The 22379-nt window shown below is 72.1% G+C and carries 20 protein-coding genes; 9 read left to right on the forward strand and 11 right to left on the reverse strand.

The window, feature by feature from the left end; translation table 11 throughout:
- The first annotated feature begins 2 nt into the window (after window positions 1-2).
- From K8612_RS27205 to K8612_RS27215, 3 genes are all read left to right on the forward strand, one after another.
- Window positions 3-1142 (forward strand): aminotransferase class V-fold PLP-dependent enzyme, encoded by a 1140-nt coding sequence (locus K8612_RS27205; RefSeq protein WP_223764425.1) that lies wholly within the window; start codon window positions 3-5, stop codon window positions 1140-1142.
- Window positions 1139-2182, forward strand: coding sequence for a methyltransferase (locus tag K8612_RS27210; RefSeq protein ID WP_223764426.1), 1044 nt, complete (start codon window positions 1139-1141; stop codon window positions 2180-2182). Before K8612_RS27205 ends, K8612_RS27210 begins: the two co-directional genes overlap by 4 nt.
- Before the next feature lie 177 nt (window positions 2183-2359).
- Complete coding sequence (locus tag K8612_RS27215; RefSeq protein ID WP_223764427.1) at window positions 2360-3124, forward strand: dienelactone hydrolase family protein; 765 nt, start codon at window positions 2360-2362, stop codon at window positions 3122-3124.
- A gap of 10 nt (window positions 3125-3134) precedes the next feature.
- Here the strand turns inward: K8612_RS27215 and K8612_RS27220 are convergent, their stop codons facing one another.
- The gene (locus tag K8612_RS27220; RefSeq protein ID WP_223764428.1) at window positions 3135-3824 is read right to left on the reverse strand and encodes a response regulator transcription factor; all 690 of its coding nucleotides are present in this window, start codon (window positions 3822-3824) and stop codon (window positions 3135-3137) included.
- A gap of 231 nt (window positions 3825-4055) precedes the next feature.
- Here K8612_RS27220 and K8612_RS27225 point away from each other — a divergent pair, with 231 nt between their 5' ends.
- Window positions 4056-5990, forward strand: coding sequence for a CheR family methyltransferase (locus K8612_RS27225; RefSeq protein ID WP_223764429.1), 1935 nt, complete (start codon window positions 4056-4058; stop codon window positions 5988-5990).
- Entirely contained in the window at window positions 5987-7243 is a 1257-nt protein-coding gene (locus K8612_RS27230) for a sensor histidine kinase (protein ID WP_223764430.1), read from the forward strand. The genes K8612_RS27225 and K8612_RS27230 overlap by 4 nt, the downstream gene beginning before the upstream one ends.
- A 12-nt stretch (window positions 7244-7255) precedes the next feature.
- Here the strand turns inward: K8612_RS27230 and K8612_RS27235 are convergent, their stop codons facing one another.
- Window positions 7256-8209, reverse strand: a complete 954-nt coding sequence (locus K8612_RS27235; RefSeq protein WP_223764431.1) for a chemotaxis protein CheB — start codon at window positions 8207-8209, stop codon at window positions 7256-7258.
- 51 nt (window positions 8210-8260) lie between these two features.
- Window positions 8261-8674 (reverse strand): hypothetical protein, encoded by a 414-nt coding sequence (locus K8612_RS27240; RefSeq protein ID WP_223739390.1) that lies wholly within the window; start codon window positions 8672-8674, stop codon window positions 8261-8263.
- 257 nt (window positions 8675-8931) lie between these two features.
- On the opposite strand from K8612_RS27240, the gene K8612_RS27245 reads away from it, so the two are divergent.
- Window positions 8932-9327, forward strand: coding sequence for a response regulator (locus tag K8612_RS27245; protein ID WP_120548103.1), 396 nt, complete (start codon window positions 8932-8934; stop codon window positions 9325-9327).
- A gap of 11 nt (window positions 9328-9338) precedes the next feature.
- Here the strand turns inward: K8612_RS27245 and K8612_RS27250 are convergent, their stop codons facing one another.
- The 4 genes from K8612_RS27250 to K8612_RS27265 all read right to left on the reverse strand — a co-directional run bounded on the left by K8612_RS27250 (window position 9339) and on the right by K8612_RS27265 (window position 14241).
- Complete coding sequence (locus K8612_RS27250) at window positions 9339-10649, reverse strand: AarF/ABC1/UbiB kinase family protein (RefSeq protein WP_223739391.1); 1311 nt, start codon at window positions 10647-10649, stop codon at window positions 9339-9341.
- Between the two features lie 75 nt (window positions 10650-10724).
- Complete coding sequence (locus K8612_RS27255; RefSeq protein ID WP_223764432.1) at window positions 10725-12584, reverse strand: serine/threonine-protein kinase; 1860 nt, start codon at window positions 12582-12584, stop codon at window positions 10725-10727.
- A 660-nt stretch (window positions 12585-13244) separates the two neighbouring features.
- On the reverse strand, window positions 13245-13724 hold the full coding sequence (locus K8612_RS27260; RefSeq protein ID WP_223764433.1) for an SMI1/KNR4 family protein: 480 nt from the start codon (window positions 13722-13724) through the stop codon (window positions 13245-13247).
- Between the two features lie 4 nt (window positions 13725-13728).
- Window positions 13729-14241 (reverse strand): hypothetical protein, encoded by a 513-nt coding sequence (locus tag K8612_RS27265; RefSeq protein ID WP_223764434.1) that lies wholly within the window; start codon window positions 14239-14241, stop codon window positions 13729-13731.
- Between the two features lie 192 nt (window positions 14242-14433).
- On the opposite strand from K8612_RS27265, the gene K8612_RS27270 reads away from it, so the two are divergent.
- Window positions 14434-14850, forward strand: a complete 417-nt coding sequence (locus K8612_RS27270) for a hypothetical protein (RefSeq protein WP_223764435.1) — start codon at window positions 14434-14436, stop codon at window positions 14848-14850.
- Between the two features lie 19 nt (window positions 14851-14869).
- On the opposite strand, the gene K8612_RS27275 is transcribed toward K8612_RS27270, so the two are convergent.
- The 3 genes from K8612_RS27275 to K8612_RS27285 are packed head-to-tail and all read right to left on the reverse strand — an operon-like array spanning window position 14870 to window position 17201.
- Entirely contained in the window at window positions 14870-15811 is a 942-nt protein-coding gene (locus K8612_RS27275) for a ribokinase (protein ID WP_223764436.1), read from the reverse strand.
- Window positions 15808-16509: a dienelactone hydrolase family protein gene (locus K8612_RS27280; RefSeq protein ID WP_223764437.1), complete on the reverse strand. Its 702-nt coding sequence runs from the start codon at window positions 16507-16509 to the stop codon at window positions 15808-15810. The genes K8612_RS27275 and K8612_RS27280 overlap by 4 nt, the downstream gene beginning before the upstream one ends.
- A 20-nt stretch (window positions 16510-16529) precedes the next feature.
- Window positions 16530-17201, reverse strand: a complete 672-nt coding sequence (locus tag K8612_RS27285; RefSeq protein WP_223764438.1) for a phosphoribosyltransferase — start codon at window positions 17199-17201, stop codon at window positions 16530-16532.
- Between the two features lie 237 nt (window positions 17202-17438).
- Here K8612_RS27285 and adh point away from each other — a divergent pair, with 237 nt between their 5' ends.
- A complete protein-coding gene (adh, locus tag K8612_RS27290) occupies window positions 17439-18965 on the forward strand; it encodes an aldehyde dehydrogenase (RefSeq protein WP_223764439.1) in 1527 nt (508 codons plus the stop codon).
- Between the two features lie 7 nt (window positions 18966-18972).
- Window positions 18973-19362, forward strand: coding sequence for a DUF779 domain-containing protein (locus K8612_RS27295; RefSeq protein WP_223739397.1), 390 nt, complete (start codon window positions 18973-18975; stop codon window positions 19360-19362).
- A 21-nt stretch (window positions 19363-19383) separates the two neighbouring features.
- Here K8612_RS27295 and K8612_RS27300 read toward each other — a convergent pair whose 3' ends face one another.
- Entirely contained in the window at window positions 19384-22257 is a 2874-nt protein-coding gene (locus tag K8612_RS27300) for an ATP-binding protein (RefSeq protein ID WP_223764440.1), read from the reverse strand.
- Window positions 22258-22379 lie beyond the last annotated feature (122 nt).

Here is a 22379-nt window from a genome sequence, read left to right on the forward strand (position 1 = left end):
CCGTGGCGGCACTCCCGGGAGCCCTGCGCGCGGAGTACCCGCTGCTCCAGACCTGCACGTACCTCAACAGCAACTCCACCGGGGCGCTGCCCCGGGCCGTGGAGGGCGTGCTGGCGCAGTACTGGAACACGATGCGCGCGTGGCGCGATGACACCTGGGACACCTGGCTGTCCCAGATGCAGGCCTACGCGGACGGCGTGGCGGACCTCATCGGCGCGCCCGCCGGCTCCGTCGCGCTGGACACCAACCTGAGCGCGCACCTGTCGCGCCTGGCCTCGTGCCTGGACTTCTCCGGAGAGCGCCGCCGCGTCGTCGTCACCGACCTGGAGTTCCCCACCGTGCCCTTCATCTGGAAGGGCTTCGCGCGCTACAGGGCGGAGCTGGTCGTCGTCCCGTCGAAGGACGGCCGCGTGGACGAAGCCGCGCTGGAGGCGGCCATCGACGCGCGCACGCGCATCGTCTGCGTCGCGCACGGCGCCTTCGCCACCGGCGCCGTGCTGGACGTCGCGCGCATCGCCAGGGCCGCGCACGCGGCCGGGGCCCTCATCGCCACGGACGCGTACCAGACCGTGGGCACCGTCCCCGTGGACGTGCGCCAACTGGACGTGGACTTCCTCATGGGCGGCGCGCACAAGTGGCTGGGCGGCTCCGAGGCCGCCTTCCTGTACGTGCGCCCGGGACTCCTGCCCACGCTCCGGCCCGCGGCCACCGGGTGGCTGGCCGGAGCTTCACCGCTCGGCTTCCAGCAGACGACGGACTACGCCCCGGACGCGCGCCGGATGATGGGCGGCACGCCCGCGCCGCTGATGGTCCTGCTGTCCCAGCCCGGCCTGGAGCTGCTCAAGGGCGTGGGCATCCACGCCGTGCGCGAGCACTCGCTGAAGCTCACCGGCCGGCTGATGGCCCGCGCGGACGCCGCGGGCCTGCGCGTGGTGACGCCGCGCGAGCCGCACCAGCGCGGCGGCGTGGTGGCGTTGAGCTTCCCCGGCGACGCCCGGGTGACCCAGCGGCTGGTGGCGCGCGGCTTCATCTGCAGCCACCGGGGCTTCCTGCGCGCCGCGCCGCACTTCTACAATACGCCCGAGGAAGTGGACGCCTTCATGGACGCGCTCCTCGAGGAGCAGCGCAAGGAGGTCGCATGAGCCAGATGCCTCCCCTCACCCGCGAGGCGCCCTCGCCCCGCGCCCTCCTGCACCTGCTGTTCAACGGCGCCCGCGCGCTGGACGTCGTGGAGACGGCCCTCAGCCTGGGCCTGCTGGACGCGCTGGAGCCCGGCCCGGTGACGCTGGGCGAGCTGTCGGCGAAGCACGGCCTGGTCCCCAAGCGGCTCTACAAGTTCCTCGACTGCCTGGAGAGCCTGGGCCTGGTGCAGCGCGAGCAGCCCAGCGACGCGCTGGAGGCGGCGCGCTACCGCGGCGTGCCCGGCCTGCGCGCGGCGGCGGAGGCCGTGCTGGGCCCGAAGTCCCTGGAGCGCGACCGGGAGAAGTACGACTGGAAGGCGCTGCACGGCCGGCTGCCGGAGACGCTGCGCGGCCAGCACTCCATGTCCGCCGCGTCGTTCGACTGGCCTCCGCGCACGCCCGAGCAGGTGGAGGGCTTCGAGGCCAGCATGGCCGCGGGCCTGGGCCCCATCCTGGAGACGTTCCGCGCGCACGCGGGCACCCTGTGGCCCTCCGAGTCCCGGCTGCTCGACGTGGGCGGCGGGGACGGCACGCTCGCGGAAGCCCTGCTGCGCCAGCACCCGGCGCTCGCCGTGGACGTCTACAACCTGCCCGCCACGGAGGCGCTCGTCGCGCGCACGCGCGAGCGCGCGGGCCTGTCCGCGCAGCGCATGGGCTTCGTGGGCGGAGACTTCCTGAAGGAGCCCCTGCCCACGGGCTACGACGCGCTGTCGTTCGTGCGCGTGCTGCATGACTGGCCCGCGGAGGTGGCGCGGTCGCTGATGCAGGCCGCCTTCACCGCCCTGCCCTCCGGCGGACGCGTGCTCATCTGCGAGGAGTTCCGCACCCCGGAGCGGCTGGCGGCCCAGTTCTTCTGGTCCTACTTCCTCATCGGCGTGGACACGTGCGTGAGCCGGCTGCGCGAGGTGGAGTTCTACCTGGAGGCGCTCACCGCCGCGGGCTTCACGCTCGCGCACGTGCTCCCCGGCCCCTTCGAGCTGGTGGTGGCCACGAAGCCCTGAGCCTCCCCGGGACGTCCTGGCCTGCCCCGCGGGCCCTGTCCTACGCTGGACACCTGACCCCCTCCTCCAGGTCACAACGGGAGGGGGGATGTTCAGACTGTGTCCTGGCCAGACGCGGTAACCAGCCACACGCAGACGGGAGGAGCCTGTATGCCAGGTCCCCGGTCACGAACGGGGTTGAATGCGGTAGGGCAGGACCACCGGTGGGAAGAGGCGCGGGAGCCTGAAGCGCCACGGGGTGGAAGACCGGCGGCGCGCACGCACCTGGAGCGCGAGGTGATGGTGCCGGTGGATGACGCCGTCCTCGTCCGGGGGCGGCTGGCGGTGCCCCCGGGGGCCCGGGGCGTGGTGGTGCTGGCGCGCGGCAGCGACAGCAGCCTCCAGAGTCCACGGCTCGCGCAGACCGCGCGCCTGTTCCAGGCGATGGGGCTGGGCACCCTGCTGATGGACCTGCTCACCCGCGAGGAGATGGAGGAGCGCAGGACGCGGCAGTTGCGCTTCAACGTGGGCCTGTTGGGCATGCGCATGGCGGGCGCGGCCCGGTGGCTCAAGCGCGAGGGCCCCACCGCGGGCCTCAACGTGGGCTACTTCGGCGCGCACACCGGCGCGGGCGCGGCGCTGTCGGCCGCGGCCTTCCGGCCCGACCAGGTGGAGGCCGTCGTGTCGCGCGGCGGCCGCCCGGACCTGGCCGGCGCGGTGCTCCCCAAGGTGCAGGCCCCCACCCTGCTGCTGGTGGGCGGCGCGGACACGCTGGGCCTGGACATCAACCGCCGGGCCTACGAGGCGCTCCGCGCCGACAAGCGCATGGACATCATCCCGGGCGCCACCCACCACTTCCAGGAGGACGCGGAGCTGGAGCAGGTGGCCGAGCTCGCCGGGGAGTGGTTCCTCCAGCACCTGGGCGACCCCCGGGACGGCGCACGGGAAGCCGCGCCGCCCTGAGGGGAATGGCTCAGGCCAGCACGGGGCGGGTCACGCCCAGCTCGCACGCCAGCACCGCGAGCTGGGCGCGGTTCTCCGGCCCCAGCTTGCGGTAGATGCTCGTCAGGTGGGCCTTCACCGTGCGCTCGGTGATGCCCAGGTGCGCGGCGATCTTCAGGTTGTCCGCGCCGGCCGCCACGTAACCCAGCACCTCGCGCTCGCGCAGCGTCAGCCGTGACAGCGCGGAGGCCGGCATCTGGAGGTCGTCCAGGTGCATGGCACTGGCGTGGAGCATGTCCACGGGCAGCAGCCGCTCGCCCCGGGCCACGCGTTGCACGGCCCGCACCACGTCATCGACGCCCGCGTTCAGCTTGCACAGGTAGCCCGCCGCGCCCGCCTGGAAGCAGCGCTCCACCACGTCCGGCTCCCGGTGCCCGGACAGCACCAGCGCGCGCACCTGCGGATGGAAGTCATGCAGGTACCTCAGCGCGTTGAAGCCGTCCTCCGCGCCCTCGCGGCCCACGTGCTCCAGCCGCAGGTCCACCACCGCCACGTCCGGCGCGGCCGCGCGCACGTTGGACAGGAACGAGCCTGTCTCCGCGCACCGGGCCACCACCTTCATCCCCGCCCCCTCCAGCAGGGCCACCAGGCTCTCACGGAACACCTGCTGATCCTCGAGCAGCGCGACGCGGATCGCGCGCTCCGTTGAGTTCAGATCCATGGATGACACCTCATCTTCCCATCGTTTGGTCAGCACCCCCTGGGAAGAGACATTCACCGTACGCCATCCCGCCCTGCCTCGTGAAACCGCTCCCAGTACGGGTACGGCGCGGACGAAGCGCAGCGAACGTTGCGTCGTCCGCGACCCTGACGCGGAGGGCCGCCAACAGTGCGCTGGCGAGCAGGAGATCCGGTTCTTGCCCGTTCAAGCCCTCCGGGCTACGTCCGTCGCATGGCGACCCGTTCCCCACGCGACAGCGAGCTCGAAGCCATCCTGGAGAAGATCCGTCAGGTGCGGAACTTCGACTTCCGCAACTACAAGCGGGCCACGCTGCAGCGGCGCATCGAGCGGCGGATGCAGGCCACGCGTTGCCGGAGCCGGGCGGCCTACCTGGCGCTGCTGGAGCGGGACCCCACCGAGGTGAGCACGCTGGTCTCCTCCATGCTCATCAAGCTGACGACGTTCTTCCGGGACCCGGACGTCTGGCAGGCGCTGGAGCAGAACCTGGCGGAGTTCGTGCGCCAGCGCCCGGACGCGGAGCTGCGCATCTGGAGCGCGGGCTGCGCCACCGGCGAGGAGGCGTACTCGCTGGCCATCCTCGCGGCGGAGGCGCTGGGCCCGGGCAACCCCAGCGCGGACTTGAAGGTGTTCGGCACGGACGTGGACGAGGCCGCCATCGCCACCGCGCGCCGGGGCGTCTATACGCCCGAGCAGTTGGAGAACGTCTCCCCGGAGCGGCTGGCGCGCTTCTTCGTGCGCACCGGCAACAGCTACACGGTGCGCAAGGAGATCCGCCGCGCGGTGGTGTTCGGCGTGAACAACCTGGTGTCGGACGCGCCGGTGTCGCGCATCGACCTCATCCTGTGCCGCAACGTCTTCATCTACCTGGACTCGGAGCTGCAGAAGCGGGTGCTGGCGCGCTTCCAGTTCGCGCTGCGCCGCAACGGCCTGATGGTGCTGGGCCGCTCGGAGCTCATCCCCTTCGCGGCCCGGCTCTTCCGGCCCATGGATCTGGCCCGGCGCATCTACCGTAAGGACGGTCAGGTGGAAGTGACGAGCACGACCCTGGACCGCCTGCCCTCGGAGCCCATGAACCTCCCGCGCATCCTTGAACCGGGTTCGGACGTCGAGCGCTCCTTCATGCGCAACCTGCTGGACTCGCACCCCTGCCCACACATCGCGACAGACAACGACGGCACGGTGACGCTGTGGAGCCGCGCGGCGGCGCGGATGTGGAACCGCAACGAGAGCGAGATGCTGGGCAAGAAGCTTTCGGCGCTGGCGCTGCCCGGGCTCGGCGGTGACCTGCTCATCGAACAGAGCCAGCGCGTGCGCTCCGGCACCTCCGAGCGGGAGGTGGCCGACGGGGTGATGGAGCTGTCCAGCGGAGACCCCATCATCCTGCGCTTCCAGGTGGTGGCCCTGCGCGAGGCGGCGGGAGGCCGGCAGGGCCTGTTGTACGTCGTCCACGACATCTCCCCCCTGCGCGGCGTGGAGCAGAACCTGCGCGCGGCGCAGGAGGAGCTGCAGGCCATGCAACTGCGCATGCAGTCCTCCACGGAGGAGCTGCGCGCCTCCAACGAGGAGCTGGAGACGACCAACGAGGAGCTCCAGTCCGCCAACGAGGAGCTGCAGACGACCAACGAGGAGCTGCAGTCCACCAACGAGGAGCTGGAGACGACCAACGAGGAGCTCCAGTCCGCCAACTCGGAGCTGGACGCCATCAACCGCGAGCTGGCGCACCGCACGCTGGAGATGGACGCGCTCACCTTCTGCCAGCGCACCATCATCCGTACCCTCTCCGCCGCGGTGCTGGTGCTGGACGGCGAAGGCCGCATCACCACGTGGAACCTGGCCGCGGAGCGGCTGCTGGGCCTCACCGAGCGCGAGGCGGTGGGCCAGCTCCTGTGGTCCCTGCACGTGCCCGCGCTGCAGCGCACGCTGCTGCTCAAACTGCGCCGCCACCTGCAGGAGAAGCGCTCGCTGCGCCTGGAGGGCATCCCCTACCAGCTTCCCCACGGGGGCAAGGGCAGCGCCACGCTCGTGGCCACGCCGCTCATCACCGACACGCAGGTGCTGGGCTCCATCATCCTCTTCGAGGACACCACCCGGGCCAGCGCACTCCTGGAGGAGAACCGGCTCTTGCAGAAGAAGCTCAAGGCATGAGCCCGCGCCGCGAGCCACCGCCCGCCGCGGTCCCCGGCCCCAGCGTCCGGGAGTCCCAGGGGCTGCTGCGCAAGTACCGCGAGCTCATGAAGAAGCACACCGCCCTGGTGCGCAAGCTGGGGGAGCACACCCGGCAGCAGGCCATCACCTCCAAGCTGTCGCGCTGGACGCTGGAGACCAGCGACAGCGCGCTCGCGGTGATGAACACCACCAGCGTGGTGCTGGCCAACAGCCGCTGGCACGTGCTGGGGCGGCTGCGCGGCCCCTGGCGGCGCGGGGACGACGGCTCGGAGCGGATGGCCCTGCGCGACGTGGGCCAGGCGGAGGCCGCGGCGGTGCTCGCGCTCCCCGAAGGCGGCGCGCGCGTCACCCGCTACCGGCAGGCGCGCGAGCCCCAGCCCCGGGTGCTGGAGGTGCGCGCCGAGCGCGTCACCGGCCACATGCAGGGGCAGGTGCTGGTGCTCGCGCGGGACATCACGGAGCAGGCGCGCGCCGAGGAGGAGCTGGCGAACGCGCGCGCCACCCTGTTGGAGCGCGAGAAGGTGCGCGCCCTGGGGGAGCTGGCGGCGGGCATCGCGCACGACCTGCGCGCCACGCTCAACGCCATGCGGCTGCGGCTGGAGCTGCTCCAGCCCGGCCTGGACCCCGCCGGCCAGGGCCAGCAGCACCTGGACGCGCTCACGCGCATCGTGTCCGACGCGGAGGCGCGCGTGGACCGGCTCCAGGACTTCTCCCGCCGCAAGCCCGACACCGCCCAGGAGCGCGTCCAGTTGATGGACGTGGTCCGCGACGCGGTGGAGGTCGTCCGGGGCGGCATCGAGCACCAGGCGCGCCAGGGCGGCCATCCCATGCGCCTGGACGTGGAGCTTCCCAACGGGCTCCCCCAGGTGTCCGGTTCGGCCATGGAGCTGCGCTACGTCATCATCAACCTGATCATCAACGCGCGCGACGCCATGCCCCGGGGCGGCGCCATCCGCCTCAGGGCCTTCCGGTTCGGCAAGGCGGTGCGGGTCACGGTGGAGGACGAGGGCACCGGCATCCCGGAGGAGCACCTCCAGAACATCTTCAAGCCCTTCTTCACCACCAAGGGCGACAAGGGCACCGGCCTGGGGCTGTCCATGGCCCACGGCGTGGTGACGCAGGCGGGCGGCACGCTCACCGCGGCCAACCGCACGCAAGGGGGCGCGGTGTTCACGCTCACCTTCCCCGCGCTGAAGGCCCCTGCCGCCCCGGCGCGCAGCGTGGCGCGCTGAAGCAGGGCCCCCTCAGCCCGTCTGCTCCGACCCGTCGGGCCCGCCGGAGTCTCCCGAGCCCGAGGAGCCCTCGGAGCCCGCGGACGGCGCATCGGGCGGAGGCGCCGCGAGCACCGCCTGGCGCAGCAGCTCCACCTGGGCCTCGGCCGTGCGGGCGCGCTCCTCGAAGCGCAGCGCGGCCCACAGCGCGCCATCCAACGGGTTCTGCTGCGAGCCGGCCAGCGCCTCCGCCGTGTACGCGTGGCCCGTGCGGCAGCGGAAGCGCAGGAGGGTGCCCTCCTCCAGCTCGAAGAGCACGCCGCCGCAGTCGGGGCAGCCGTAATAGGACGGCTTCGCGTACTCCATGGGCGAGGGCGGGTCGTCCATGGAGGGGATGTCCACCTTCATCACCTTCACCTCCGTCTCCAACTGCCGCGACCGCTTGCGCGAGCGCGGTGCGACGGGCGTGTCCACCAGCCGCGTCAGCAGCGTCCCCATGGCCTCCAGGGGCACGCAGTGGTCCACCGCCACGTACTCCAGCGCGCTGCGCGGCATGTCCGGGCAGAGCGCGTCGCGCGGGTCCTGCACCACCGCCAGCCCGCCCTCGCGCTTCACCGCCATGAGGCCGCTGGTGCCGCAGTCCAGCGCGCCCGTCAGCACCACGCCCACCACGCGCGGGCCATGGGTGCTCGCCGCCGAGCGGAGCAGCGGATCCACCGCCGGCCGGTGCCCGTTCTCCCTGGGGCCCTTCAGCACCCTCACGCGGCCCGGCTCCACCAGCAGGTGTCTGTCATTGGGCGCCACGTAGATGCGGCCCGGCTCCAGGGGCTCCTCCCCGTCCCGGGGATGGTGGGCCGGCAGCGGACCGGAGCGGGAGAGGATGTCCGGCAGGTAGCCGCGGTGCTGGGCCGGCACGTGCAGCACCAGCAGCACGCAGGCGGCCAGGTCCCGGGGAAGCTGCTTCGCGAGCGCGGTCAGCGCCTCCACGCCCCCCCATGGACGCGCCGATGACGATGATGTCGCGACGTTGCATGTGGCTCATCTCCCTGTGCGCGCCGGATGGGGGGGCCCCTCGATGGAGGCCAGGCGCGCCTTCCGCGAGGACACCTGCGCCTCGGCCTCCGCCCGCCCCGCCTCCGCCTGTGCCCGGCGGGCCTGCGCCGCGTGGAGGGAGGCCTCCCGGTCCATCAGCTCCGCGTGGGTCCCGGCCCGCCGGCCGTCATGCCAGGCCCAGGTCCGCTCGTTTTCGCTCCCGCCCAGCCGGGCCACGGATTGATCCGCCAGGCACACCGCCTTCAGCGCCCGGGCCCGCCGCGCGCAGGCCCGGGAGAGCGCGGCGTAGGCCTCCGCCTGCTCCAGGGCCGCCAGGGACTCCCGCCGCCGGGCGTCCGCGCGGACCTCCAGGGCGCGCTCCCGCGAGTCCGCCTCCTCCGCCTTCCGCTGGGATGCCATCGGGGTCCTCCAGGTCGGGCGGCCACCCACCTGCCGCACGACGTGTGTTCACCCCAAGGCTGGGGACGAGCCTCCAGGCTGCCCACCCGCCAGGGCGAGACGTGTGGTTCCCATCGGAAGTCTCCAGAAAATTCCAGGGAAGCTGGCCAGGAGGGAGAGGGGTGGGTGATACTCGGGAAGTGCCCGGGTCACTGTCTTCCTTGGGGCGGCATCCTGCCGACCGGGGCACCCAACTGTCGGTTCCAGGGGGAGCCACCATGTCGGAGACCAAGATTCGCGTCCTCATCGTGGACGATGACCCGGACCAGCTCGCGCTGACGGAGCGCTCGTTGTCCTCGTACAACTTCGAGGTGCGGACGCACCGCTCGTCCCTGGGGGTCTCCAACCTGGTGCGCACCACGGCGCCGGACCTGGTGCTCCTGGACGTGAACATCCCCGCGCTGAGCGGCGACAAGGTGCTGGCGCTGGCCCGGCAGCAGGCGCCGGAGAACACCCGCTTCGTCCTCTACTCCGCCTCCGACGAGTCGAAGCTGCGCGCGCTGGCGCTGGCGGCGGGCGCGGACGGCTACCTGTCCAAGAGCACGCAGGGCGCGGACCTGGCGCGCAAGCTGGAGCGGCTGCACAAGCGCCCGCGCGTCGCCGCCGGCACCTGACGGGACGCGGGCTATTCGCCCACGAGCGCGCCGACCTCCAGGAACACCTGCCGGAAGTCGCCCTGCGCGCCCACGAGGCGCAGGTTCTGGGCCAGCCCCCCGGTGGCGCGGAAGAACATCATCGCCTCCGGGGGAGGCCGGATGCGCATCATGCGCGCGGCGTTGCGCGTGAAGTGGTTGCGCATGTCGCGGTTGATGTCGCAGGTGCCGTAGTCATACGGCGCCGCGCGCATGGGCCGCCCGGCGATGTGGAGCACCTCGCGCAGCAGCAGCTCCGCCTCCGCCTCCGGCAGCTCCACGGAGAAGCCCACCTCCCGGCACAGGCCCAGCACGTCCAGCGTCTCCAGCCGCAGCGCCTGCTGGAACATGCGGCGGTTGGCCGCGACGAAGCCCGGGCTGAAGCGCTTGATGGAGCCGAAGTCCAAGAGGCCCATGCGCCCGTCCGGCATCACCATGAAGTTGCCGGGGTGCGGGTCCGCGTGGATTTCACCCGCGTCCAGGAAGGGCCCGTAGGTGGCGCGGATGAGCTGGCGCGCGACGCGGAAGCGCTCGGCGGGGTCCGGCGACGTCGTCACCCAGTCCTTGAGCGTCTGGCCCTCCAGCAGCTCCAGCGTGAGCACGCGGTGGGCGCTGCGCTCCTCGATGACCTGGGGCACGTAGAGGTCCGGCAGCCGCGCCACGCTCTTCGCGAAGCCCTGGGCGAGCTTCGCCTCGCGGCGGTAGTCCAGCTCCAGCATCAGCTCGTCGCGGAACTCCTGGAAGTAGGCGGTGCCGTCCATCACCCGCGACGTCTTGGACACCGTCTTCACGACGAGCCCCAGGTTGTCCATGTCGTGGCCCATGGACGCGTCGATGCCGGGATACTGCACCTTCACGGCGACGGCGCGGCCGTCATGCAGCACCGCGCGGTGCACCTGGCCCAGCGACGCGGCGGCGAGCGCGTCCGGGGAGAACTCCTTGAACAGCGCCTCCGGCGGCGCGCCCAGCTCCTGCTGAATCACGCGCGACACCTGCGCGTAGGACATGGCCGGGGCCTGGTTCTGCAGCCGGGCCAGCATCTGCCGCACCTCCGGCGTGAGCAGGTCCGGGTCCATGGAGAGCGCCTGGCCCAGCTTCATGGCCGCGCCCTTCATCTCCCCCAGCGTGGCCACCAGCTTCTCCGCGGTGCCCAGGCTGAGCAGGTCCGAGGGGCTGCCGCCGGAGAGCTGTTTGGCGCCCGCCTTGAGCACCTCCGAGCCCACGTGCATGGAGAGGCCCGCCAGCTTGCGCAGGCGGTTGAAGCGCCCCTGGGGCGGCAGCTTGTCGTCGGGTTCGGAAGCCATGGGAGAGCAGAGGATTAACGAAGACTCCCCTCCCATACGCAAGACGCCCCCAGGGTGGATGCGAGCCCGGCACCCCTACCGGGGGGCGGCCGAGCCCCGCACCCGGGCCCGGAGGAAGCGCCAGCGCTTGAGCCCCTCCAGGTCCAGCGGGTCCGCGCGGACCGCCAGCTCGTAGGCGGCGAGCGCCTCCTCCAGCCTGCCCACGGACGCGAGCGCGTCACCGGACAGGCGGTGGACGGCGGCGCGGCCCTCGCGGCCGGTGTTGCCCGCGAGGAAGCGGCGGCGGCACTGCTCCAGCATGGTGGCGGTGAGGCCCGCGGCCAGGCACCGCTCGATGCCCTCCACGTTGCCCAGCGTGGCGTCGTACTCCACGCGCCGCTCCACGTGGCCCAGCGTGTGGAGCGCCCCGGCCACGCGCTCCAGCGCGCGCTCCACCTGGGCGCGCTGGCCCTCCGACAGCGGGCGGGCCTTGAGCAGCTCCAGCGCCCCGCGGGCGCGCTGGGCCGCGGTGCGCACGGACTCCAGCGTGGCGTCGCGCGGCAGCTCCAGCACGGCGTACGGGTCCCCGGCGAGCCGCCGGCGGAACCCCTGGAGGACGGCCTCCGCCTGCGCGTCCTCGGGCGTGGGGATGGCGGCGGTGGCGGCGCTCCGCGCGGACGTCGCGCGCGCGGCGTTGCGGAGCTGGGCCAGTTGGGCCTGGAAGGCGGGGCTGGCGTCGCGCAGTTGCACGCCGAAGCCCGGGGGCATGTTCCACGCCTGGGCCTGCTCGGCGGTGACGTGGCGCACCACCTGCGCGGTGCACGGCAGCTCGCCGCCGGGCAGCCGCAGCACCAGCGACACCTCCGACAGGAGCGCGGGCGGCGGCGCGAGCGACTGGAAGAAGAGGCCGGAGCGGCCCACCCACTCGCCCTTGAGCTCCACGGGGGCCTGCGCGCCCGGGCCGCGCAGGAGCGCGGTGAGCGGCGGCGCGGTGGGCGCGGGCGGCGGCGCGAGCGACGCCTCCAGGGCCGCCCTCAGCTCCGCGGCGGAGGCGAAGCGGTGTTCGGGCCGCTTGGCCAGCGCGCGCAGCAGCACCCGCGACAGGGCCTCCGGCACGGTGGGGTTCAGCTCGTGCGGCGGGACGGGGTCCTTCTGCAGGTGGCCCACCAGGATTTCGGCGGCGGTGCGGCCGTGGAAGGGCACCTGGCCGGTGAGCAGCAGGTACGCGAGCACGCCGGCCGCGTACAGGTCGCTGCGCGCGTCCACGATGCCGTCGCCGCACTGCTCGGGGGCCATGAACTCCGGCGTGCCCAGCAGGACGCCCACCTCGGTGGTCATCTCCCCGGCGGGGCGCGACAGGAGCTTGGCGATGCCGAAGTCGAGCAGCTTCACGCGCTGCTTGCCGCTGGGGCTGGGGACGAGGAAGACGTTGGCGGGCTTCAGGTCGCGGTGGACGATGCCGTGCGCGTGCGCGGCGCCCAGGGCGTCACACACCTGCGCCATCAGCTCCACCACCAGCGCCGGGGCCATGGGGCCGCGGGCGAAGCTGGCCAGGCTGTCCCCCTCCAGGTACTCCATGACGAGGTACGGGCGCCCGTCGCGCGAGTCCAGGTCGTAGAGGGTGACGACGTTCTCGTGCTGCACGAGCGTGAGCGTGCGGGCCTCGGACAGGAAGCGCGCGACCAGCTCCGGGGCCTGGGCCAGGTGCGCGTGGAGCACCTTGATGGCCACGCGCTTCTGGATGAGCGTGTGCTCCGCCAGGAACACGGTGCCCATGCCGCCGCGGCCCAGCTCGCGCACGACGCGGAAGCGGCCGAACTCCTGGCCCACGAGCGACGGCACCACGGGCGTGGGAGACGACATGGGCGTGGGCGGCGACGGCAGCGCCGACGCGGGCCCGGGAGGCGGCGTGCCGGCGTAGAGCATCGTGCCGCCGTTGAGGTCCAGCCCGCGCATCAGCGTGGGACACGCCTCCGCGTCCGAGTGGGGCTGACCGCAAGAGCAGATGACAGGCGACGGGGCGAGCACGAGGGACCGGTAACCAGGGGAATGCGGTGTGGGGATGCGGACAGCGTCAGCGGCCGATGCGAGCGGTGTGCCAGGAACCGGGGCTTTCCGGTTCGCGCGGACGGGTGCGCCAACCGGTTGATCCGCTTCGCCTTTGCGATACTCGGATGCGGCCTGGGTCCCAGCTCATGGACAGACACCCCTCGCTTTCGGGGAGTTTTTACAGCCCCGGGACGGAACCGTTTTCCGTCCTGCACATCCCAATACGTTCAGTCCGCAAGACCTTGGACGACTTCCGCCCTGCCTTCCCTTCAACCGTCCTGCCGCGCCGCGAAAGTCCCTTCAAGATGACAGCACGCCGTGCGGGTTTCCAGTGCGCAGCGACACGAACATCCAGACTGGAAAACATCTCGTTCAGTCTCGAAGTAAGCCGTGATTGCGTGTCTGGCGGCGGGAGCCGGGAAGGCCCTGTGGCGCACGAGGAACGTACGGATCCAACGGTGTCGTGAGGCCGACAAATCGGCCCGGGATGAAGAGTCCTGCACGGATGGCGGGGGTTTCCGGGCTTCTGGCGGGACGCGGCTGCGTGCGGTGGGGACGCGGGGTCCGTCACCCGTCCTGCATCAGCTCCTTCAGCCAGAACCAGCGTCCCTTGGAGCGGAGCGCGCCCGCCAGGAACTCGGAGAAGGAGCGGGCGATCCGGGGGCACTGGGATGGATCCGGGAAGCCTTCGCGGAAGCCGTCGCGCAGGGGATAGCGGCCGTCGTGCTGCTCGCTGACGTCGAGCAGGATGTAGTTGCCGTCGCGGACCTCGCAGAGGGCGTACCAGGACGCGGGCCCGGACCGGTCCGTGTCGTCCTGGCTCATGACGATCCGCGCGCGGCGGAGTTCGGACAGTGGGGCGAAGGAGAACGCGGGGTCGGCGCGGTCGAACAGGTCCGCGCCGTCGCAGTGCAGGTAGAAGGCGCGGAGGTCCGGGTCCAGGCGCCAGCCGGCGCGTTGCTCGAAGGCGTCAATCTGCGCGGGCGTCGCGGGAAAGCGTGCGTGGTGGAGGCGCGAGACCTCTTCGAGCAGGGCGCTCATCGACATGGGATCATTCGCCATAGGGATAGCTCGGGCCCACGCCGGTCCACGGGGGCTGGTTCGCGTAGCACTGGGCATACAGCCCGTTCAGCGTCTGGTGGATGTCCTTGGGGAACGGGAGGATGTTGTCCCAGTCCGTGGGATTGCCACCATGGCTGAGGTCCCGGATGTGGTGGCCCTGGTAGGGCTTCCCGTTGGCCTCGGTGGGCCATGCACCGAAGCGTTCGGCCCAGCGGCCTCGGAATCCGTCGCGGATGTTGTCCCAACGGTCGCGGGCCGCGGCGTTCTGGGCCACGGAGAGCGTGCCGTAGTTGCAGCAGCAGTGCGTCATGCCGAACCGGCTTCCCGCTCGCACGATTGAACCCTCGAAGTCCATCTTCACATCCGCGAGCCACATGCAGCCCTGAAGGACATGGCCGGAGCCAGAACACTTCTCGCGGCAGTAGTCCATGAGTTGAGCGCTGCACTGCCAGGGGCCGTAGTGGATGACGGTGCGGAACTGGCCTCCACCAGGGACATTCACCAACGGGCCCACCCATTTCCGGGCACTGGGGGTGGGGTTGGGCGTTGGCCCTTCGGCACATGCAGAGAGGAGCAAGGCGCTCACCAGAACCGTGAACCGACACGTGAGCTCATTGCATTTGATGATCATGGGTGCACCCTACTGTGCGAGCACACGCGCCAATGGCAGCACGACTGCTGATAGGAAGGAAGCATGCCGCTCCGGTCCGCAGGGAACTTCCGCGAGCTCAATCCGGGATCCGACGAGGGTCCATCCATCGTGGAAGCGTGCGGGAAGATTCCGGAGGCGGAGCGCAGCCGGATCGGGCGCTATCTCGCGACGGGCGCCGTCTTCGCGGTCAGTTCGGGGCCGCTGAGTGACTGGTTCACGGGCGAGAAGAACATCGCGCCCCACCACACGCAGACGGATGGCGTCTGGCACTGGCGGGCGGACCTTGCGTACTACGTTCTGCGTTACGGCGTGGCGCTTCCGGATGCGCTCCTGCGACACATGCGGGACCTGGACTGGAAGTGCCCGGTCCTGTCGCGGCAGGAACTGCACGCGCTGTCGGAGCAACTCACGCTTGAGAACAAGGTCCAGCAGAAGCTGCGACGGCGGCCCCAGAAGTGACGGATTGACGGCGCCCTTCTCACGGCGCGAGCTGGACGTCTGGCTTTACGTCCGTGAGCAACCCGAGCACCTCATCCCGGTACGGCAGCCCCGCCTGTGCTCCCAGCCGCGTCGTCGCGATGGCGGCGGCGGCGTGCGCGAAGCGCGCGGCGGAGAGCAGCGGCTGGCCTTCCGCCAGGGCGACACTGAGCGCCGCGGAGAACGCGTCCCCTGCTCCGGTCGTATCCACCGTGTCCACCGGCAGCTCGGGCAGCCACGCCTCCTCCTCCCTCGACACCAGCAGACTGCCCCCGGGCGCCGCGATGATGGCCGCCCCCACTCCACGCATCAGCAGGTTGCTGGCGGCTCTCCGCGCGGACGCACGGTCATGCACCCGGATGCCTGTCAGCGCCCTCGCCTCGAAGGCGTTGGGCCGGAGCACGTGCACGTCCTCCAGCAACACCTCCGGCAACGGCATCGCCGGCGCGGGATCCATCACCACCCGGACACCCGCCGCTCGCGCCAGACGGACCGCCGCCTGGACCGCGTCCAACGGCACCTCCAACTGCACGAGCAACACCTTCGCGGTGGCGATCCGCTCCGCGCTCCGCAACACATCCCGGATGGAAAGTCTGTGATTGGCGCCCGGCGAAAAGAGGGTCTGCTTCCTCCCACGTCCATCCACCATCACCAGCACCGCGCCCGAAGGCGCGGCTGGATCCGGCACCACCCCCTCCAGCGCGACGCCCTCCCGCTCCAGCCCCGCCACCTGCCTCAGGCCGCGCCCATCCGTCCCCACCCGCGCCACCAGCGAGGCCCGCGCGCCCAACCTCACGGCGGCCACCGCGCCGTTCGCCCCCTTCCCTCCGAGCGCCTCCTGGAAGACGTCGCCCTCGGCGCTGCCTCCCGGCTCCGGCAGTGACGGCCCGCGCACCAGGTAGTCCGTGGCCACGCCCCCCACCACCACGATGCGCGGTTTCATGGCGGAGCCTCGCCGGACGGGCGCTCCCGCGCGGCCGTGGCCAGGTGCTCGAGGAACCAGTCCCGGGCCAACCGCGCCGCCTGCTCCAACGTCCCCGGCTCCTCGAAGAGGTGCGTCGCCCCGGGCACGATCTCCAGCCACTTGTGCGTCCGCAGCGCCTCCATTGCCTGCCGGTTGAGTGCAATCACCTCGGTGTCATCCCCCCCCACGATGAGCAGGGTGGGCGCCCGCACCGCCGGCAGCACCGCGCCCGCGAGGTCCGGACGCCCGCCCCGGGACACCACCGCCTGGACCGCTTCGGGCATTCGCCCCGCGGCCACCAGCGCCGCTCCCGCCCCCGTGCTCGAACCAATCAACCCGAGCGGCTGCCCCTCCAGCCCCGGCACCCGCGCCAGCCACCGCGTGGCCCCCACGAGCCGCCGCGCCAGCAGCTCGATGTCGAAGCGCAGGTGCCGCGTCCACCGCTCGGCCTCCTCCTCCTCCGGCGTGAGCAGGTCCATGAGCAGCGTCGCCAGCCCCGCCCGCTGCATCACTCCCGCGACGTACCGGTTGCGCGGGCTGAAGCGGCTGCTGCCGCTGCCGTGCGCGAACAACACCACGCCCGAGACCGCCTCCGGGACGCTCAGCGTTCCGTCCAACCACACGCCGGGCTCCCCCTCCACCCGCACCGCGTGCTCCGAGATTCGTCGCTCCGCCATGTCTCAACCCTCCATTGGTTTCACGGCGCCTCCGGGGCCATCCCCTCACCGTGCGCCGCGCGCGCCAGCAGCTCGCGCACCTCGTCGTCGGTGGTCTGCGTGAAGTCCTCGAACCACTGCCCCACCGCGTAGAACGGCTCCGGGGTCTGGAGGCAGACGAGCAGGTCCGCCTCGCGCTCCAGGTCCGCGCACGTCTCCGGCGCGCCCACCGGCACTCCCACCACGATGCGCGCGGGCTGATGTTGACGCAGCGCCCGGAGCGCCGCCCGCATGGTGGAGCCCGTGGCCAGCCCGTCATCCACCAGGACCACCGTCCGCCCTTCCACGGGCGCGGGCGGCCTGCCGTCGCGGAAGAGCTGCTCCCGCCGGACCAGCTCCCGCGCCTCACGCTCGGCCGCCGCCGCGATGGCCGACCGGGGAATCCCCAGCCTCCGCACGACGCTCTCGTTGAGGACCGTGACGCCCCCCGTGGCGATGGCCCCCATGGCCAGCTCCTCGTGCCCCGGCGTGCCCAGCTTGCGCACCACGAACACGTCCAGCGGCACCCCGAGGATTCGAGCGACCTCGAAGCCCACCGGCACCCCGCCGCGCGGCAGCGCCAACACCAACAGGTCCCCGCCTCCACCAAGCAGGTCGCGGAGCCGTTGGCCCAACGCGCGGCCCGCCTCGACGCGGTCTCTGAACAATTGCATGACGTGCCCCCAGTGACGTCCTCCTCCTTGAGGTGGAAGACGTGCCGGATGGCAGCAAGGGCACCCTGCCCGCCCGCTCCCATCACACCCGAGTCACCGGGCACCCGATTCAGCCATCAACCATTAACAAACATTTGCCTCCAGCCCCGCGCGCGCGACGCGGAGCGTCACCGGCCTATGGTCTGTCCCGCGTCAAACCCCACGGGAGTGCGTCAAAACCCAACGCAGGGAGTCCTCATGTCGAAGGTCTATGAAGCTCCGGGTCAGAAGGGCAGCAAGGTCGAGTACAAGAGCCGTTACGGCAACTACATCGGCGGTGAGTTCGTCCCGCCCGTGAAGGGCCAGTACTTCGAGAACCCCAGCCCCGTCACGGGCCGCCCCTTCTGCGAGATTCCCCGCTCCACGGCGGAGGACATCGAGAAGGCGCTCGACGCCGCGCACAGGGCGAAGGACGCGTGGGGCCGCACCGCCCCCGGCGAGCGGGCCAACATCCTGCTGAAGATCGCCGACCGCATGGAGCAGAACCTGGAGATGCTCGCCGTCTCCGAGACGTGGGACAACGGCAAGCCCATCCGCGAGACGCTCGCCGCGGACCTGCCGCTCGCCATCGACCACTTCCGCTACTTCGCCGGCTGCATCCGCGCGCAGGAGGGCTCGCTCAGCCAGTTGGATGACAACACGGTCGCCTACCACTTCACGGAGCCGCTCGGCGTCGTGGGGCAGATCATCCCCTGGAACTTCCCCCTGCTCATGGCCGCGTGGAAGCTGGCCCCCGCGCTGGCGGCGGGCAACTGCGTGGTGCTCAAGCCCGCGGAGCAGACCCCCGTCACCATCCTCAAGTTCGCGGAGCTGGTGGGCGACCTGTTGCCCCCCGGCGTGCTCAACATCGTGAACGGCTTCGGCATCGAGGCCGGCAAGCCGCTCGCCAGCAACAAGCGCATCGCCAAGATTGCCTTCACGGGTGAGACGACCACCGGCCGCCTCATCATGCAGTACGCCTCCGAGAACATCATCCCGGTCACCCTGGAGCTGGGCGGCAAGTCCCCCAACATCTTCTTCGAGGACGTCTTCGCCCAGGACGACGACTTCGCCCAGAAGGCGCTGGAGGGCTTCGCCATGTTCGCCCTCAACCAGGGCGAGGTCTGCACCTGCCCGTCCCGCTCGCTCGTCGCCGAGCGCTTCTACGACGCGTTCATCGCCAGGGCGGTGGAGCGCACGAAGCGCATCGTGCAGGGCAACCCCCTGGACACCGCCACGCAGATTGGCGCGCAGGCGTCCAATGACCAACTGGAGAAGATCCTCAGCTACCTGGACATCGGCCGGAAGGAGGGCGCGAAGGTGCTCACCGGCGGCGGGCGCAAGGCCCTGCCCGGCGCGCTGGCGGAGGGCTTCTACGTGGAGCCCACCATCTTCGAGGGCAACAACAAGATGCGCGTGTTCCAGGAGGAGATCTTCGGCCCCGTCGTCGCGGTGACGAAGTTCAAGGACGCGGCGGACGCGCTCGCCATGGCCAATGACACGCTCTACGGCCTGGGCGCGGGCGTGTGGACGCGCGACACCAACACCGCGTACCGCATGGGGCGCGGCATCCAGGCGGGCCGCGTCTGGGTGAACTGCTACCACCTGTACCCGGCGCACGCGGCGTTCGGCGGCTACAAGCAGTCCGGCATCGGCCGCGAGACGCACAAGATGATGCTCAATCACTACCAGCAGACGAAGAACCTGCTCGTCAGCTACGACCCGAAGCCCATGGGCTTCTTCTAGGCCGCCCATGTCCGTGCCGCGCGTCGAGGCCACGCCGGCCGCCGAGGCCCTCATCCACAAGATGCAGGGCCTTCACGGTCCGCTCCTCTTCCACCAGTCCGGCGGCTGCTGCGACGGCAGCGCGCCCATGTGCTTCCCGCGCGGCGACTTCCGCGTGGGACAGGAGGACGTGTACCTGGGTGAAATCGCCGGCACGCCCTTCTACATGTCCGGCCCGCAGTTCCAGCTCTGGCGCCACACCCACCTCACCGTGGACGTGGTGCCCGGCCGCGGCAGCGGCTTCTCCGTCGAGGCCCCCGAGGGCGTGCGCTTCCTCATCCGCTCACGCCTCTTCACGGACGACGAGCACCGCGCGCTCGAACAAGCGGGGCCCCCGCTCCAGGGCCCCCAGCACTGAAGGCCGCGCCCTCCGCCCCCCTCACGGCTCCAGGGGAGGCGGGGGCCGCGCCTCCACCGCGTTCCGGGGCAGCCGCAGCGTGAAGGTGGCGCCCCGCCCCGGCTGGCTGTCCACGTCGATGCGGCCGCCCAGCGCCTCGACGATCTGGCGGCTGATGTAGAGCCCCAGCCCCATGCCGCCGTAGTGCCGCTCGCTCACGGCGCGCTCGAAGCGGCCGAAGAGGCGCGGCAGCGCGTCCGCTTCGATGCCGATGCCCTCGTCGCGCACCTCCACCCAGGCCTCGTCGCGCGCGTCCACGCCCGCGCGCACCGACACCGGGTGGCCCGCGCCGTACTTCGCCGCGTTGGAGAGCAGGTTCACCAGCACCTGGTCCAGGCGCAGCGCGTCCCACTGGCCCGTCAGCGTGCGCGGCAGCTCCAGCCGGAGGGAACACCCCGCCTGGGTGAACACGTCCCCCAGCCGCTCCAGCGCGTCGCGCGTCAGCTCCGCCAGGTCCACCTCCGCGCGCTCCAGCGCCAGCTTGCCCAGGGACATCCGGCTCACGTCCAGCAGGTTGTCCACCAGCGCCGTCAGCCGGAGCACCTGACGCCGCGCGGTGTTCAGCCTCCCCGTCACGGGCCCGGGCGTGCCCGCCGTCTCCAGCGCCCGGCCGATGAGGTTGTGCTGGAGGATGAGGCTGGTGAGCGGCGTCTTCAACTCGTGGCTCGCCACGGAGAGGAACTCGTCGCGCAGCCGCACCGCGGACTGGGCATCGTGGAAGAGGCGCGCGTTCTCCAGCGCCACGCTCAAGCGCAGCGCCAGCTCCTCCGCCATCGTCACGTCCGCGGCCACCAGCGTGCGCTGGGGCTCGGCGGTGAACAGCGTGATGACGCCCAGCGTGCGGCCCCGCGCGCGCAGCGGCACCGCCAGCACGGACGTGGGCTCCAGGCTGTCCACCAGCGCCCGGTGCGCGTCGCTGGCGGAGACGGCGCCGCACCACTTGAAGTCCAGGCGCGACAGGAAGCAGACCTCGCCCGTGCGGAAGCACTGGAGCGCCGGGTGCGCCGGTCCCCGGTCCATTCCGGCCAGGGCGGCGTGCAGCCGCTCGTCGTGCTCGGGCACGCGGTGGGCCGCCGTCACCCGCCGCAGGGTGCCGTCCGGCGCGGCCAGGTCCACCAGGCAGCCGGTGGCCACGTGGTCCACCACCAGCCGCGCCACCTCCGGCAGCGCGGCCTCCACGTCGTCCAGGCGCAGCGCCAGCACGCGGCTCGCGTCCAGGAGCAGTTGCAGCCGCTCCTCGGCCTCCTTGCGCCGGGTGATGTCCGCCATGGCGCCGGTGAGCTCCGTCACCTTCCCGTCCGGTCCGGCGAAGGACTGCCCCACGCTGTGCAGCCAGCGCACGCCGCCACCGCGGCGCATCACGCGGAACTCCAGCTCGAAGAAGCCCGGCGACCCGCGCTGGTGGCGGCGGAACTCCGCCTCCACGTGCGGCCGGTCCTCCGGGTGCAGGTGCTCCAGCATGTCCCCCACCCGCACCGAGGAGTCCACCGCCGGCAGGCCCAGCATGTGGTTGAGCGCCGCGTCTCGCAGCTCCTTGCCGCGCACTAGGTCCAGGCGCCAGGTGCCCATGTCGCCCGTCACCAGCGCCTGCCGCAGCCGCTCCGTGCGCTCGCGCAGCGCCTCGTAGAGCGCGGTCCGCTCCAGCGCCTGCGCGCACTGGTGCGCCAGCGCCTCCAGGAACGCGCGCTCCGCGACCGGGAAGACGCGCGGCTCCGGCCACGCGAGCAGCAGCAGGCCCCGCGCCCGGGTGTCTCCCCACAGCGGCACCACCGCGCGGGCCCCCGGCCCCAGGCGGCGCGCGAGCTCCGCGTTGTCCGGGTAGCGCGCGAGGAACTCCTCCAGCGAACCGAACCACCCCGCCTCGCGCCGCAGGTCCTGGAGCCCCCTCCGGGCGGCGCCGCTCGGCGGGCGCTCGAAGGCGGCCAGCGCGTCCTCGGGGTACCCCAGCACGCGCAGCGGGCGCACGAGGCCGTCCTCCTCCAGCGCCAGCACCGCGACGCGCGTGGCGCCGCTCGCCTCCCACACCTCGCGCGCCAGCACCTGCGCCACCGCGTCCTCCGTGGCCGCGCGGGACAGGGCCGCCGTCACCGCCTGCAGCCGCGCCGTGCGCGCCTGGGCCTGACGGGCCTCGCCATACAGGAGCGCGTTGTCCAGCGACAGCGCGGCCCGGCGCGCCAGCTCGCGCGCCAGCTCCAGGTCGCATTCACCGAAGCGGCCGGCCGTGCCAGACATCAATGACAGACATCCCAGCACCCGCCCCCGCGCCACCAGCGGCACCAGCATCACGGAGCGGCAGCCCAGGCGCCACGTCTCCTCCAGGGCCTCGTTGCCCCGGGCCAGCGCCAGGAAGTCCTGCTCGGGCACCTCCCGGATGAGGCGGGGCTGGCCGGTGCCCAGCACCTGGGCCACGCCCTGGGAGCCGTTGTCCCGCAGGGCCCAGCGCTCGGCAATGGCATACACGGTGGGCACGAGCGAGGGGTCGCGGTGCGCCGCGGCCCGGCGCACCACCGCGAGGGACGGCGTGACGACGTCCACCGTGCACCAGTCCGCCAGCGCCGGCACCACCAGCTCCGCCAACTGGCGCAGCACCGTGGGCTCATCCAGCGACGACGACAACACCTCGCCCGCGCGGGCCAGGAACGCGAAGCGGCCCTCCTCCGCGGGGGCCGGGGCCTCTTGAGCACCGGCCAGGGACGCGACCGCCTCCGCCGTGTTGCCTTCGCGCGTGATGGCCGGCGCTCCCGGCGGCACGCCCTCCCCGGACACGGACACCGCCGCGCCGTTCGCCGTCACGGCGGACGGCGGCGGGGGCTCACCGGGAGGTTCGGTCGAAGACTCGTGAGATGGTTCGGGCATGGAGCGCGGGTCATGGCGTCACGGGGATGACGCCCCACCAAAGGGACGCTCCGATAATGACGGTCCCCGGCGGGCGACAAGCCTTCAGGGCCGCTTGACTCCTGGCGAGTGTCCGGCAGGCA

Source organism: Corallococcus sp. AS-1-6 (genome assembly GCF_020037015.1).
Lineage (GTDB): Bacteria > Myxococcota > Myxococcia > Myxococcales > Myxococcaceae > Corallococcus.